Annotated in this window: 15 protein-coding genes; 8 read left to right on the top strand and 7 right to left on the bottom strand. The window is 57.3% G+C overall.

What is annotated here, in order from left to right; translation table 11 throughout:
* The first annotated feature begins 309 nt into the window (after positions 1-309).
* From metK to ruvX, 7 genes are all read left to right on the top strand, one after another.
* Positions 310-1,461, top strand: a complete 1,152-nt coding sequence (metK, locus tag FE240_RS13355) for a methionine adenosyltransferase (protein WP_193001593.1) — start codon at positions 310-312, stop codon at positions 1,459-1,461.
* A 44-nt stretch (positions 1,462-1,505) separates the two neighbouring features.
* A complete protein-coding gene (locus tag FE240_RS13360; RefSeq protein WP_226798824.1) occupies positions 1,506-2,012 on the top strand; it encodes a SprT family zinc-dependent metalloprotease in 507 nt (168 codons plus the stop codon).
* Positions 2,013-2,084: 72 nt separating this feature from the next.
* Entirely contained in the window at positions 2,085-2,765 is a 681-nt protein-coding gene (locus FE240_RS13365) for an endonuclease (protein ID WP_302342577.1), read from the top strand.
* 2 nt (positions 2,766-2,767) lie between these two features.
* Complete coding sequence (gene rsmE / locus FE240_RS13370) at positions 2,768-3,499, top strand: 16S rRNA (uracil(1498)-N(3))-methyltransferase (protein ID WP_193001597.1); 732 nt, start codon at positions 2,768-2,770, stop codon at positions 3,497-3,499.
* Positions 3,500-3,545: 46 nt separating this feature from the next.
* Positions 3,546-4,499: a glutathione synthase gene (gene gshB / locus FE240_RS13375; protein WP_042046482.1), complete on the top strand. Its 954-nt coding sequence runs from the start codon at positions 3,546-3,548 to the stop codon at positions 4,497-4,499.
* A gap of 84 nt (positions 4,500-4,583) precedes the next feature.
* Positions 4,584-5,138 carry a YqgE/AlgH family protein gene (locus FE240_RS13380; protein WP_193001599.1) on the top strand — a complete coding sequence of 185 codons (555 nt, stop codon included), beginning with the start codon at positions 4,584-4,586 and terminating at the stop codon, positions 5,136-5,138.
* 8 nt (positions 5,139-5,146) lie between these two features.
* Positions 5,147-5,566: a Holliday junction resolvase RuvX gene (ruvX, locus tag FE240_RS13385; protein ID WP_193001601.1), complete on the top strand. Its 420-nt coding sequence runs from the start codon at positions 5,147-5,149 to the stop codon at positions 5,564-5,566.
* Positions 5,567-5,633: 67 nt separating this feature from the next.
* On the opposite strand, the gene FE240_RS13390 is transcribed toward ruvX, so the two are convergent.
* Together FE240_RS13390 and FE240_RS13395 are read right to left on the bottom strand one after the other, a co-directional pair.
* Positions 5,634-6,002, bottom strand: coding sequence for a FidL-like protein (locus FE240_RS13390; RefSeq protein WP_042046486.1), 369 nt, complete (start codon positions 6,000-6,002; stop codon positions 5,634-5,636).
* 107 nt (positions 6,003-6,109) lie between these two features.
* Positions 6,110-6,910 (bottom strand): winged helix-turn-helix domain-containing protein, encoded by an 801-nt coding sequence (locus FE240_RS13395; RefSeq protein WP_193001603.1) that lies wholly within the window; start codon positions 6,908-6,910, stop codon positions 6,110-6,112.
* A 424-nt stretch (positions 6,911-7,334) separates the two neighbouring features.
* Between FE240_RS13395 and FE240_RS13400 the strand changes: the two genes are divergently transcribed.
* The gene (locus FE240_RS13400; RefSeq protein ID WP_193000518.1) at positions 7,335-8,252 is read left to right on the top strand and encodes an IS5 family transposase; all 918 of its coding nucleotides are present in this window, start codon (positions 7,335-7,337) and stop codon (positions 8,250-8,252) included.
* A gap of 22 nt (positions 8,253-8,274) precedes the next feature.
* Here the strand turns inward: FE240_RS13400 and FE240_RS13405 are convergent, their stop codons facing one another.
* The 5 genes from FE240_RS13405 to FE240_RS13425 form a co-directional block, all read right to left on the bottom strand.
* Complete coding sequence (locus FE240_RS13405; protein WP_193001605.1) at positions 8,275-9,369, bottom strand: fimbrial protein; 1,095 nt, start codon at positions 9,367-9,369, stop codon at positions 8,275-8,277.
* Positions 9,370-9,588: 219 nt separating this feature from the next.
* On the bottom strand, positions 9,589-10,716 hold the full coding sequence (locus tag FE240_RS13410) for a fimbrial protein (RefSeq protein WP_193001607.1): 1,128 nt from the start codon (positions 10,714-10,716) through the stop codon (positions 9,589-9,591).
* A gap of 28 nt (positions 10,717-10,744) precedes the next feature.
* Positions 10,745-11,401: an EAL domain-containing protein gene (locus FE240_RS13415; protein ID WP_193001609.1), complete on the bottom strand. Its 657-nt coding sequence runs from the start codon at positions 11,399-11,401 to the stop codon at positions 10,745-10,747.
* A gap of 26 nt (positions 11,402-11,427) precedes the next feature.
* Positions 11,428-13,890, bottom strand: a complete 2,463-nt coding sequence (locus FE240_RS13420) for a fimbria/pilus outer membrane usher protein (RefSeq protein WP_226799157.1) — start codon at positions 13,888-13,890, stop codon at positions 11,428-11,430.
* Between the two features lie 55 nt (positions 13,891-13,945).
* A complete protein-coding gene (locus tag FE240_RS13425; RefSeq protein ID WP_193001613.1) occupies positions 13,946-14,650 on the bottom strand; it encodes a fimbrial biogenesis chaperone in 705 nt (234 codons plus the stop codon).
* Positions 14,651-14,658 lie beyond the last annotated feature (8 nt).

Raw genomic sequence — 14,658 nt, forward strand, 5'->3', positions numbered from 1 at the left:
CGGTATTCTCCCAGCAGGGGCCGCCGGGTGCAAACACTATCTGGCTGGTGATCTCGGCTTTGGGAGGCCAATCGCTTTTCTACCTACCGCAAACGATTGATTTTCTGCTAAACGGGCCTTGGTTCGGCATAGCGACCCCGCAGCCAAAGGATCGCCGTTGTTTCCTGGCAAACGGGAAAAATAGTACTGGCATTCGATCAGGGGCATCACTAAAATAGACGTCCAGATGTAGATACCTCTACAATTTATCCAGTTTTATCGGGGAGGTCGCCACGGGCGGCGTCCCCTCAACCACAGGCAAAGGCAATCATGGCAAAGCTGTTTACCTCCGAATCCGTTTCCGAAGGCCATCCCGACAAGATCGCGGATCAGATCTCCGACGCGGTACTCGACGCCATCCTGAAGCAGGACACCATGGCACGCGTGGCGTGCGAAACCCTGGTCAAGACCGGCATGGTCATGGTGGCCGGTGAGGTAACCACCTCTGCCTGGGTCGACATCGAACAACTGGTGCGCGACACCGTACGCGAGATTGGCTACACCCACTCCGACATGGGCTTCGACGCCGACTCCTGCGCCGTGCTCAACGCCATCGGCAAGCAGTCCCCCGACATCAACCAGGGTGTCGACCGCAGCGATCCTTACGAGCAGGGCGCGGGCGACCAGGGATTGATGTTCGGCTACGCCACCAATGAAACCGACGTGCTGATGCCGGCCCCGATCACCTATTCTCACCTGCTGGTGAAGCGCCAGGCCGAAGTACGCAAGAATGGCACCCTGCCGTGGCTGCGTCCGGATGCCAAGAGCCAGCTCACCTTCGCCTATGACGACGCAGGTAAGATCCTCGGCATCGACGCCGTGGTGCTCTCCACCCAGCACGCCGAGCACATCAGCCACAAGGATCTGGTGGAAGCGGTGCGCGAGGAGATCATCAAGCCGGTGCTGCCGGCCGAGTGGGTCACCAAGGAGACCAAGTACTTCATCAACCCGACCGGCCGCTTTGTTATCGGCGGCCCCATGGGTGACTGCGGTCTGACCGGTCGCAAGATCATCGTCGACACCTACGGCGGCATGGCCCGTCACGGTGGTGGCGCCTTCTCCGGCAAGGATCCCTCCAAGGTGGATCGCTCCGCGGCTTACGCCGCCCGCTACGTGGCCAAGAACATCGTCGCTGCCGGTCTGGCCGACCGCTGTGAAGTGCAGGTCTCCTACGCCATCGGCGTGGCCGAGCCCACCTCCATCAGCGTCGAGACCTTCGGTACCGCCAAGGTGGCCGAGGAGCTGCTGGTCAAGCTGGTGCGCGAGCACTTCGAGCTGCGCCCCTATGGCCTTATCGAGATGCTGGATCTCAAGCGCCCCATCTACCAGGCCACCGCCGCCTATGGCCACTTCGGTCGTCCCGAGTTCCCCTGGGAGCAGACCGACAAGGCCGAGCTGCTGCGCAGCGCCGCCGGTCTGTAAGGCTTGAGAAGCAAAGAGGGGAGCCACGGCTCCCCTTTTTCATTATGCCGATGCACACCACCATGCACGCCGCCCTGAGCGAGCGAGTCGACGCCTGTTTTACCCTGGCCGAAGCCCATCTCGGACGCTCCTTCCCCCGCCCACAGATCCGCTGCGACCTGCGCGGCCGCGCCGCCGGCAGCGCCCGCCTGCAAACCTGGGAGCTGCGCTTCAACCCGGCTCTCTACCAGGCCAACCAGGCCGCCTTTCACGCCGAGGTGGTGCCACACGAGGTGGCGCACCTGCTGGTTTATGCCCTGTGGGGAACCGGTCGCGGCAAGGGCCGAGTGCTACCCCACGGCCGCCAGTGGCAATCGCTGATGCAAGAGATCTTCGGTCTCGAGCCGCGCGTCACCCACCGCTTTGATCTCGCGCCACTGGCCGAGCGCACCTTTGCCTATCGCTGCGCCTGCCAGCAGCACCAACTCTCGGTGCGCCGCCACAACAAGGTTCGCCGCGGCGAGGCGCGCTACCACTGTCGCCACTGCCGCGCCGAGCTGATCCCCGCCTAACGGCAGAGGATGTCACCGGCTTGTGGTATGGTAGGCGCCCTTCGTTGTTTACCCCCAAATCAAGGAATGCTCATGTCCCGTCTGATGTTGTTCGTGCTCGGAGCCCTGACCTTTGCCAGTGCCCAGGCCCAGACCTTCCGTGAAGCCAAGCAGGATCTGGTCAAGCTCTACCAGAGCCACCCCGTCACCTTCTATTGCGGTTGCAACATCAAGTTCAACGGCAAGCAGATGGCCCCCGACTGGGAGAGCTGCGGCTACCAGCCGCGCAAGCAGGCCGCTCGCGCCTCGCGCATCGAGTGGGAGCATGTGGTGCCGGCCTGGGAGTTCGGTCACCAGTTGCAGTGCTGGCAAGAGGGCGGGCGCAAGAACTGCGGCAAGAGCGGTGAGTTCAACACCATGGAAGGGGACATGCATAACCTCTTCCCGGCCATCGGTGAAGTCAACGGGGATCGCGCCAACTACGGCTTCTCCGACTGGAATGGCAAACCGAACCAGTATGGCCACTGCCAGATGCTGGTCGACTTCAAGAGCCGTCAGGTACAGCCGCCCAAGGGGCCGGTGCGTGGCCAGATAGCCCGCGCTTACCTCTATATGAGCCAGCAGTACGGGCTGCGTCTGGCAGGCCAACAGCGTAAACTGTTCGAAGCCTGGGACCGGCAGTACCCGGTCGACGCCTGGGAATGCGAGCGCAACCAGCGCATCAGCAAGCTGCAAGGCAACAGCAACCCCTTCATCGACAGACAGTGCCAATAAGCATGCGAATTCCACGAATCTATGAAGCGGCCCGGCTCGCCCCGGGCCTAACCCTCCCCCTCGGCGAGGAGGCGGCCAACCACGTCGGACGGGTGCTGCGCATGCAGCCCGGCCACGAACTGGTGTTGTTCAACGGCGGCGATCAGGAGTACCCCGCCGTCATTCGCACCGTGACCAAGAAAGGGGTCGAGGTGGAGGTGACCGGGGCGCGCGACAACCCGGTGGAGTCGCCGCTCGCCATCCACCTCGGTCAGGTGATCAGCCGCGGTGACAAGATGGATTTCACCATTCAAAAAGCCGTGGAGCTCGGCGTCACCGCCATCACCCCGCTCTTCTCCGAGCGCTGCGGCGTCAAGCTGCCGGCCGATCGGCTTGAGAAAAAGCGCGAGCAGTGGCAGAAGATCGTCATCAGCGCCTGCGAGCAGTGTGGCCGCAGCCGGGTGCCCGAGGTGCGCATGCCGATGGAGCTGGCCGACTGGATGCGTGAAGAGACGCAGGATCTCAAGCTCAACCTCCATCCGCGCGCCGAATACAGCATCAACACTCTGCCCGCCCCCGAGCACGGGGTGCGCCTGCTGATCGGCCCCGAGGGGGGGCTGTCGGAGCAGGAGATTGCTGCTACCGTAGAGCACGGTTTCAAGGAGATGCTGCTCGGCCCGCGCGTGCTGCGCACCGAGACAGCGGCACTGACCGTCATCACCGCCTTGCAGTGCCGCTTCGGCGATCTGGCCTGATATCTGGAGCCTGCCCTGGCAGGCTCCCTCACAGAAGGAATTTCCGATGACCATCAAACTCGGCATCGTGATGGACCCCATCTCGGCCATCAACATCAAGAAAGACTCCAGCTTCGCCATGCTCGAAGAGGCGCAAAAGCGCGGCTATGAGCTGTTCTATCTGGAGATGAAGGATCTCTACATGCAGGGCGGACGAGCGTTTGGCACCATGCGCCCGCTGACCGTCAACTATGACTATGCCCACTGGTTCACCCTGGGTGAGGTCGTCGATCAGCCGCTCTCCAGCCTCGACGTGATCCTGATGCGCAAGGACCCCCCCTTCGACACCGAGTTCATCTACGCCACCTATATGCTGGAGCGGGCCGAGGATGAGGGCACCCTTATCGTCAACAAGCCCCAGAGCCTGCGCGACGCCAACGAAAAGCTCTACACCGCTTGGTTTGCCGAGCACACCCCGACCACGCTAGTGACCCGGCGGGCCGACAAGCTGCGCGCCTTCCACGCCGAGCACAAGGATGTCATCTTAAAGCCCCTGGACGGCATGGGCGGCGCCTCCATCTTCCGCATGAAGGAAGATGACGCCAACGTCGGCGTCATCATCGAGACCCTCACCGCCCACGGCAGCCAGTACTGCATGGCCCAGACCTATCTGCCCGCCATCAAGGAGGGCGACAAACGGGTGCTGGTGGTGGACGGCGAGCCGGTGCCCTACTGCCTGGCCCGCATCCCGGCCCAGGGCGAGACCCGCGGCAATCTAGCCGCCGGCGGCCGTGGCGAGGCGCGCCCCCTGAGCGAATCGGACTGGGCCATTGCCCGCGCGGTGGGCCCGACCCTGAAGGCCAAGGGACTGATCTTCGTCGGACTCGACATCATCGGCGATCGCCTGACCGAGATTAACGTCACCAGCCCCACCTGCATCCGCGAGATTGAGGCCGCCTTCCCGGTTCACATCAGCGCCATGCTGATGGACGCTATCGAGCGCAGACTCGGCAAGGCCTGACCACGCAAGGGGGCCACGGCCCCCTCAATATTGAGACGACGCAACTGCCATACTTGCAGCACGCAGCACAAGCGACACGGAACCATGCACACACTGCAAAACCACTTTCTGCTGGCCATGCCCAGCCTTCAGGATCCCTACTTCGAGCGCTCCTTGGTCTACCTGTGCGAGCATAACGCCGAGGGGGCCATGGGCCTGGTCATCAACATCCCCACCGACATGCAGGTCGATGAGCTGCTGGAGCAGGTGAAGATCGACCATCCCGCCACCCAGCCACTGAAGCAGCCGGTGTTGCAGGGCGGCCCGGTGGCCAGCGATCGCGGTTTTGTGCTGCACAGCCACCGGCCGGGTTTTGGCTCCAGCCTCACCCTGAGCGATGAGCTGATGGTGACCACCTCGCGCGATATCCTCGAGACGCTCGGCACCGCAGAGGCCCCCAGCCACTGGCTGGTGACCCTGGGCTATGCCGGCTGGAGCGCCGGCCAGCTCGAACAAGAGCTGAGCGATGGCGCCTGGCTCATCGTGCCGGTCGATACGCGCCTCATCTTCGCCACCCCGGTGCACGAGCGCTGGGGCAAGGCGGCCGCCAGTATCGGCATCAACACCCTGCATCTTTCCAGCCAGATTGGCCACGCCTGAGGTACACCATGAGTTCACGCAGCCTGATGGGTTTTGATTACGGCACCAAGAGCATAGGGGTGGCCGTTGGGCAGGAGCTGACCGGCTCGGCCTCGCCGCTCTGCTCCCTCAAGGCCAACGATGGGATCCCCAACTGGGACGAGATTGAAAAACTCATCAAGGAGTGGCAGCCAGATCTGCTGATCGTCGGCCTGCCGCTCAATATGGATGGCACCGAGCAGGAGATCACGGTGCGCGCCCGCAAGTTCGGCAACCGCCTGCACGGCCGCTTCGGCAAACCGGTGGCGTTCAAGGACGAGCGGCTGACCACCACCGACGCCAAGGCCCGTCTGTTTGAGCGCGGCGGCTACCGGGCGCTCGACAAGGGGAGCGTGGACGCCGTCTCGGCCCAGCTTATTCTGGAGTCCTGGTTCGAGTCGAACTACTAAAAGGCACCACCCGACCATGACAAAGGGGCCAGCAGTAATGCTGGCCCCTTCTCTTGCTACCGCCGCCTTATTCGGTAAAGACGCATACCATCATGGGTGAGGAGAGCGAGCCGATGGCCACCGCGTTTTCCCCCATGGGGCTGATGTAAAACGACATCTCGTTGCGCAGGCTGGCTTGGTTGAGCACCTCGGCAAACAGAGGATCGGGGATGTTGTCCTTGCCCATCACCACCGGTTTGTCGAGCGTCAGCCGGTATTCGTTGCTCTTGGGCAGGCGGTAGGAGAAGTGCAGCAGCCGCAAGACTCGGTAGTGCTCCTGGCTACGCTCAAGGTGGCCGTTGATCAGCATGGAGCCACGATGCTGCGTCCCGATATTGAAGGTGATGGTCCCTCTAAATTGCAGATCCGGCTCCTGCGAGGTGTCGTTGTACTCCATATTTCCCTCACAAGAGAAATAGTCAACTTGCGACTCGGCCAATCCCTCCAGACGATGCTGATAGATGAGGAAAGAGAGTATCAGGAGAACACATGAGATCAGTATTTTCACTTCAGCACCCGATTATAAAAATACTTGTTTGAGCAATAAAACACTGACTCCGCATCCTCCTGAGGGCAATACGCCATAAAGATTTTCCCTTCCTCACCATAATAAACCATACGCTGTGCGGAAAAGATCACCTTCGCATTTCGCTGTTGGCATTTGCGAGGCAATTCAGGATAAATATCATCCAATGACTGCTGAATCCTGTGCGCGACGTCAACCGGCAATTTGGTGTAAGCATACAGGGTGCACTTATCCAGTTTGCCAAATTCAATCGTATTCTCATACAGGGCATCGCTGTGGTGCATGGCAATATAGAGTGAGACGCCAAATACACTACATGCCACCATCAACATCAGATTCTCCACCCAACGGCGCTCACGCCTCTTCTTTCTCTGCCCCGAGGTCAGCGTCATGGGAGCTGGCTCCGGGACAGGCGATGGCGTAGAAGATGGAGCTTGTTCAGGGAGTGTCTCGACCGAGATGCTCCCTGAAATGGTAAAGCCGAGACGCGGAACCGAGACGATCACCCCATCCAGACTGGAGAAGGTTGCGAAGGTTTTGCGCAGTATGCTCACGTACTGGTTCAGCGAGCTGTTAGAGGCTGTTTGCCCCTGCGACTCCCACACGTTGGTCAACAACTCTTCACGCGTCACTGCACGGCCATAAGACTCGATCAGCAGACGCAGGATTCGATTGGCTGTCGGGGTGAGTTTTTTCTCCTCCGTTTCAGGGTCATCGTAAGCGGACAACACCCCGGCCTCAGAATCATAAATCACTGCATTGGCAATAAGATAACGCATACCCGTCCTAATTAGAGCCGTGAGTCAGCCAGCAAACTAACTCGATATAGCTACAGCAATGCCCTCACCAAATCAAGCCAAGCAGCAAGGGGATGCTGCCTATCTGGGCATATTAACCCCGTTGCTTGTCACATATTAAGAAAATGGCCTGTTGACGCGACTTTTTTCGGCCAACAGTGACCTCTAAATCATTAGCGCAGGCGCTAATCGTAACTGAACATCACTTGGGCGGTCGCGATGATGGTACCCGGCACCAAGGTCTTTGCGTCGTATACCTTGTACGAGGCCATCAGATAGATGTTGTAATCACTCTCTAGCTTCTCTCCTTTTCCGATGGGCGTTGTTTCCCAAATCGATGCAGCTTGAATGGAACTAACAGAGGACTTGGTGATCTGATCACCACCATCCTCTTCAAGTCTGCATTATGGGCAAGTCGCTTCACCCCATCACCAATTGGCCTAAATACAACAAGTCTTTGATTAACCGAGGTTCACTCACCTTCTGGGTTGATGCCGAAGTCATGAACAACTGGCTCTACCACGACCATCATGGGCGGCGGGGCCGCAGCCAGCTTTACACTGACCAGACCATCTGTACCTTCCTGATGCTCAAGGGAATTTTCAACCTCACTCTGCGGGCTACTCAGGGACTATTCGACTCCCTGTTCGAGTTGATGAATGTGCCGTTGTGCGCACCGGACTATAGCTGTGTCAGCAAGCGGGCCCGCACGGTGACCGTGACCTATCGGCAGCCCAGCAAGGGGCGCATCACCGACCTGGTTATCGACTCGACTGGCCTGAAGGTGTTTGGCGAAGGCGAGTGGAAGGTTAGAAAACATGGCGCTGAGAAGCGGCGAGTGTGGCGCAAGTTGCATCTGGCGGTAGACCCGGTGAGCCACGATATCGTGGCGGCGGAAGTCTCGCTGGAAAATGTCCATGATGCTGAGGTGTTGCCCACCTTGCTTAACCCTCTGCGGCGTAAGCTGGGGCGTGTTTATGCAGATGGCGCCTATGACAGCAAGGCCAGCCATCAGCTTATCTCGCGCAAAGGGGCGATAGCCTGTATCCCGCCTCGCAAGAGTGCGGGGCTCTGGAAAAAGGGGCATCCAAGAAATGAGGCTGTGCTGGTGATGCGCAAGGAAGGGTTGGCGCACTGGAAGAAGATATCGGGGTATCACCGTCGCTCGCTGGCAGAGACGGCGATGTACCGGTTCAAACAGTTGCTGACGGGGAAAATCAGTCTGCGTAACTACAACGGTCAAGTGGGAGAGGTCATGGCCTACGTGTGTGCGATGAACAAACTGAATACCCTTGGCCTACCTGTCAGAAAGCCCCGAGTGTAGCGCTCACCCTGGGCTGGGAACGTCATGACTTGCTGGCTGATTTGGGAAACAACGCCTTTCCGATGGTGAAGAGTTCCGTTGTGCCCGTCCCTCTGGAATAGCCGTTCGAGAGGGTCAATATCTCTCCTACAACGTCGCTCAATACGATCCCCACCCCTTCCGCGCTGCTCTCATCATTGGACATGATGGTACCCGTGCTGCCATTGTCATCGACCAGATCGTGGCTGGAGAGCCACGCCATGATATTACGGGTCGACGTGGTGATACTGGTCTGGCTGCCACACTCAATGGGCACCTCAAAAAGTCGGCCGGGCGCACTGCCATTGCTCACCAATCTGGCATAAGAGGCCGGTGGCAAGGTGATGGTGACATCATGGGTCACCTCACAGGTAGTCTGGTTCGGTGAATAGGTGATGCTCAGCGTCTCGAACGCCAGAAAATCAGCGGTATCCCAGCCGCTCGACGCCGTATCGTTGATCATGTAGTTGAGCGCCTTCTGACCATACGTCGTGCGGTTAAAAAGACCGCCAGTCGAGGTGCTCGCACCGCCATGGCCGCTGGCCACTACCGGCACCAGATTGGCCACGCCGCTGCCGACCGTCTTGCTGTTGGCAGAGGTAATGTCCGAGGGTTTCTGGGTCAGCAGGGTGGCCGTGATGGTATAGGAGCCCTGATACCCTGACAGGCTGTGAGTCCCACCGATACCACTCACCCCCTTCTTGCTGCTCTCGACGGTCACGGTGAATTTAATCCAGTAGGTCAGCGCCGTCTCGTTATCATTGAATACCACGTAGAAAGGCGCACCGTTGAGAGCACTGAAGAAGTAAACGTTATCGGTGATCCCATAGGTACAGGTCATCTTGCCCGACCAACTGCTGGTAAAGGTCTTGGAGACGGACCCCACGCCGTTGAGAAACGCGCGGGAGAGATTCCAGGTCTTGTTGGACTCTTGGACATGTTTCTTGCGAAAGATGCCGCTGATAAGCCCCCCGTTGTAGGGATCACAGGTATCGCCAAGCAAGCCGCGCGGGTCTCGAGTCTGGCCTGCCGCATGACCGGTCATGGGCAGCAACAAGATGGCCCATGCCATGCAAAGGGTATAGAAAATTTTTGACACGTTACTGTCTCTCGTTGTCGATTCAATACCAATGCAATCGTGGTCATCCCGTGAACAAGAGCGCTCAACCCACTGTGATTGCAAGCCTGATAACCTGGCTTACCGACGATGATGGCAAACCGCCATCCCACCTCCTTGCGAACATCGACATCGTAAACCTAGGAAGGACGGCAATCTGATATCCAGAGCCTATCCATTCTAATTGGTGCGCAAGTGCGCCTATTCGTAGTTAAACATGACCACGGCGGTAGCCATCACGCTGCCAGCCTTCACCGTGCCATAGGCCTTGTAGTAGGCCTCCATGTAGACGTTGTAATCCGAATCGAGTGTCTCCCCTTTCTCGATCGTAAATAACGGGGTCGCATCACTGCCGGAGGACGAGGGGCTAGCCAAAACGAGATCCTGCCCCACATGATCGCGTAACGAGATGCCCACCCCCTCAGCCTCGCTCTCCTCATTGACCATGATGGTGCCGCTGCTCGCCTCGTTGAGCAGATCGTTGCTGGCCAGCCAGGAGGTCACACGCCGGGTCGATCTATCCAATACGGTGCCCGAATCACAGGTGATGGGGATGTTGAAAAAGCGCCCCGGAGCCTGCCCCTGCGAGATCAGGCGAGCCAGCGTCGCGGGAGGCATCTGCACCGTCGTGTCCTTCGCATCGCAGGTGGTCTGGTTAGGGCTAAAGACAATGGAGAGCCGTTCAAAGGCGATGAAGCGCCCCGAATCCCAACTGCTGGCAGCGACGTCATTGATGTTGTAGTTACGCGCCATCGTACCGTACTGCTTGGAGCCCGATCCCTTGTCGGCCCCCCCATGACCGCTCACCACCGCCGGAATGATGGTGACAACCCCGTTACTCGTCTTCTTGCTGTTGCTACTGCTGATATCCTTGGGGCTGCTCTTGAGCAGAGTGATGGTCAGGGTGTAGGTGGTCTGATAGCTTCCCACCGAGTGAAAGCCGGCCATCCCGCTCACTGCCTTCTTCCAGGGGTCAAAATCCACCGTGAATTTCAACCAGTAGGTGGTGTCGCTGGTATCATCACTGAACTCGACATAGAAGGGCTCGTTGTCTTTCGGGCCCATCAAGCCGCTGAAAAAGAACATGTTATCCGCGCCGATCACCCACACACAGTACATCCGGCCGTTCCAGGCCGTGGTGTTGGTATAGGTGACCGTATCGCTGTTGAGAAAAGCCTTGGAGAGATTGAGACTCTTGATCGACTCCTTCACCTTGCCGGTGACATCACAGGTGTTGGCAAATGCCCCGCGGGGAGCGGCCACCTCAGCCGATTGAGCCGACACCGCCCACCACAGCAACACGGTTAGCATCAATGTTTTTATCAACATCCCCCCTCCCAAGAGCATGTCTGAATGATCAGGAATCCTTCAGGCAGAATTCCTGCCAGAGAAAGCCCTGTCCCAGGTCACAGCCGGCATCAATGGCCAAGTGCACGTCCTCTGCCGTCTCGATACCCTCGGCTAGGATGGTGTTCGATACCTTGCGGCATGCTTTGACAAAATCGGTCAGCCCCTGGCCCAAGGCTTTGAAATGGGCAAACAGGCGATGGGAGATTTTGATACCGTCGATTTTCAGTCCCATCTCGATGCACACCATCAGGGCAAAGGCGGTGATATCGTCGATCCAGACCTCCACCCCCATCTTGCGCATGGCATGGACATGGTTAGAGAACAGTTTCAGCTCTTCTCCGTGCAAACGGTGCAACGCTTCCGGGTCCTGAATTTCAATCACCAGGTGCATCTCTTCGACACGGCTCAGCGAACTCATGATGCGGCCAAACAGGGCAGCATTGAGCAAGGACTCCACCGGCAGATTGATGAAGGTTTTCTTACCCCGCTTACTGCTGGTCACAAACCCCACCTGGCGGCAAAACAGATCCACCATCTTGTCTGTCGTCAATGTCGAGAAATACGCCTCCAAGTCGACCGACTGGTGCATTTTGAGCAATACCTCATGACCAATCACGTGCTCGGTATGCAGATTGACAATCGGCTGAAAACGATAGCAAGGCATAAAACCCTCAATACATAAATCTACGATTAGCTACAGGTATTAACGCCACTCTCATGGACATCAGAAATAATGCACTGCTCAGCCACCTTGGCTTTGCGATACTTAACTTTAATACGCTCAGGTAATTCATCCGATTTGATGTAAACCTGGCTTCCCTGCGCAACATATCCAATTTCCTGGTCATTGCCGTTATAAACTACGGCACCAAAAGGTAATTCATTACCGACGCTATCACGAACATCCATGAGGTAATTTTTGCGGGTATCGGTCTTATATTTGATATTGATGATACTGCCCTCATAAGGGGCGACGCGGGCAATATTTCCCAGTACATCAACCTCACTATCCGCCTTGTCGTCACTCTCCAGTACGAAGTCGTTCATGCGATAGGCCACCGCCCCCGACACCAGGGCACGACCATGCTTATCGGTACGGCGTCGGCTATCTCCGTTGATGGCCGCATTCTCCACGCCGGGCGCATCCACGATGACAAAGGTGTTGCCGGTATCGGCTGTCAGCAGCACATCATCGGCATAAGCCAGAACGGTTCCGCTGGCCCCCAGACTGACCTGGCGATAATCGCTCGCCTCCGTCAGACCCGCATTGAGGTTCACCTTGTTGGCATTCCATGCCCCGTAGAGATCGACCGACTTGGCGTTCCCCAGGTGGTCATGGGCGGCGCTCAGGCTATAGTCCAACTGCTCCAGCCCGCCGCTCATCCCCAGATTGGTCGACTGGTAGCCGTGCTTGTCGAAAGCGGTGCGCGCCGTCATGCTGGCGGGGCTGTCGAACAGCGTCATCGGAATAGTGACACTCAGATAAGCGCTGTTTTCACTCTGGCGATGTCTCTTCAGTTGTGCACTCAGCGCCCCTTCTTCCTCTTGCTGCGCCTCGTCGTAATTCTGGTCATAGTCCGAACGTCGCAGCGACAGGGTGTAGCTCGCCTTACCTATGTTGTTGTTGTAACTCAGGCTGTACTGCTTGGTGACCTTGTCATCGCTCCAGTAGTCACTCACGTAGGCATCAAAAGTGAAGCGACCGTATGGGTCGGGCAGGTTTTGCGCCAACGAGACGCTGAACACCTGCTTGTTACGCTGCACGGCCTCCGTCTTGGCTCCCTTGGCCGACACGAAATCGGAGAAGGAGAGAAAGTTACGGGTGCGATAGTAGTAGTTCGCCAGCGTCAAGTTGGTCTCGGTCGCAAAGTACTTACTGTAAGAGACCGAGTACTTCTCCCCGCTCTTCTTATGGCCGTTCAGGTCATAAAAAGACTGCTCCACGTTCGCCGATACGGACCCGATATAAGGCAGAGAAATCGCACTGCCCAGCAAATAGGAGCGATAATCGCTACTGCCAGTGAGCCCCCCGAACAGGGTCCAGTAATTATTGATGCCCCGAATGTAAGTCCCCTGAGCAAACAAGGGATGCTCGTCATTCCCCTCTTGGTGGACCTCACCGATATTGAAGTGATAGTCATCACTACCGGGACGCATCATGTCGGCCATGGTTGCAAACGGCACCACGAAACGCTCCGTTTTCCCACCGGAGTTCTTGACCTCCACCTTGAGATCGCTACGAGAACCGGTCGGCATCAGATCGCGGATGGCAAACGGGCCAGGGGGAACCGACATCTGGTAGATCGAGTGGCCATCCTGATAGACAGTGATGACGGCACTGGAGCTGGCCTCCCCACGCACCACCGGCATATAGGTGCGATCCTTGTCCGGCAGCATGCGCACGTCCTTGTCCAGCGTCACACCACGAAAACGCAGCGAGTCAAAATAGCTGGAGGTGGTGTAACGATCGCCGGCACTGGCGACGCTGGTTATCTCCGGCAGCGCCCGCTCCAGATAGCGGGAGTTGCTACGCCAGCTACGCTGACCACTGATGTCCTCATAACTGAAGTTAGAGACATCACGAAAGTGCCATGCCCCCAGGTTTAGCCCGCTGTGCAGTGACACAAAAGCACTCTGGTTGGTATCAAATGACCCATCTTTGGCACTGGCGCGGTAGTAGCTCGCGTTATAGCTGCTGTAGAAACCATTGATACCCGGATCCCACTTGTCGGGATTGACCCAGTTACGACTGATCTCTTCCACATAGGCCTGGGGCAGCTCCAGCATGGCCTTCATTTCGCCAAACTGCAGGTCACTCGTGCCACCATGGAGCAACTCAGCGAGGGGGATCTCTTCCTCTTCCTGAGCCATTTTTTGCGCGGGAATATCCAAAATACCGAGGGCGGGGATATCAGCCTGACGCACATAGATTGCATCGGCATGGTTCTCCACCACCCGCAGCGTGAACTTGCCGCGCCACTGCTGGTTTACATAGACCTCAAACTCGTAAGCCCCCGGCGCGATCATCAGCGCGTCATCGTTCCAATCCACATTGGAAGAGGCGCCCACCAACAGGCTCGAGTTAAAAGTTTCGGCATATACGGTAGAAAGCGGCAGTGTAGATGAGATGACCTGCAACAACAGCATCCTCATCACAACAACACTCTTGTTCATCTTCATCAATATATGCCCGTAGCCAGCGAGTTAATTAGAGAAGGGCAAAACGTTGTGCCCCAAAGTCATCCAGATAACTAATCCGATATTGGCCGCTACCATTCATTGAAGCCGGGACGGCAAGACAAGAATAGGGAGCAATAAAAAGTGCCTCATCGAGTAGATTACCCTGCACTTTCTTTTTTAAATCACCGCCATGCCAAGTCACCGCATTTACTATGGTCAGGTAATAGGGTGAATCATTCTTGACACAGGTCGCCCCCCCATTGCGTTGCAGTGAGAGGTGTTTGACCGCCTCATTAACGCTATCGGACAGTCCGACAGGGCGATAAAACAATTTAATACGTGTACGAATCGCCACCTGGAGGTAATTTTCATTCGCTTTTCCCTCCGGCTGAGGAGGAATATCAACGATATTCAACCAGAATACCGACTCACGATTATTCGGCAGCGAATCAAGGTTTTTGCCAACAATTTTTACTGATTGGCCCTCACCACCTTTCATCTTGACTACCGGGGGTGTCAGAACAAACGGAACCTTAATTTTTTCAGGTGTATCACTGACGTTTCCATCATCAATCCATGACTGCACCAAGTGAGTGGTTGTGCCACGATTCACCAATTGAACATTGACGAATTTTGCATCTGACGGATATACCACCAGGGTGGCATTAACGATCACGCTAGCCTGACTTGCCATGGAAAAAAGCAAGCCCATCAAGACGAAGATATATTTCATGGTATTCA

The sequence above is a fragment of the Aeromonas simiae genome, from assembly GCF_014892695.1.
GTDB lineage: Bacteria > Pseudomonadota > Gammaproteobacteria > Enterobacterales > Aeromonadaceae > Aeromonas > Aeromonas simiae.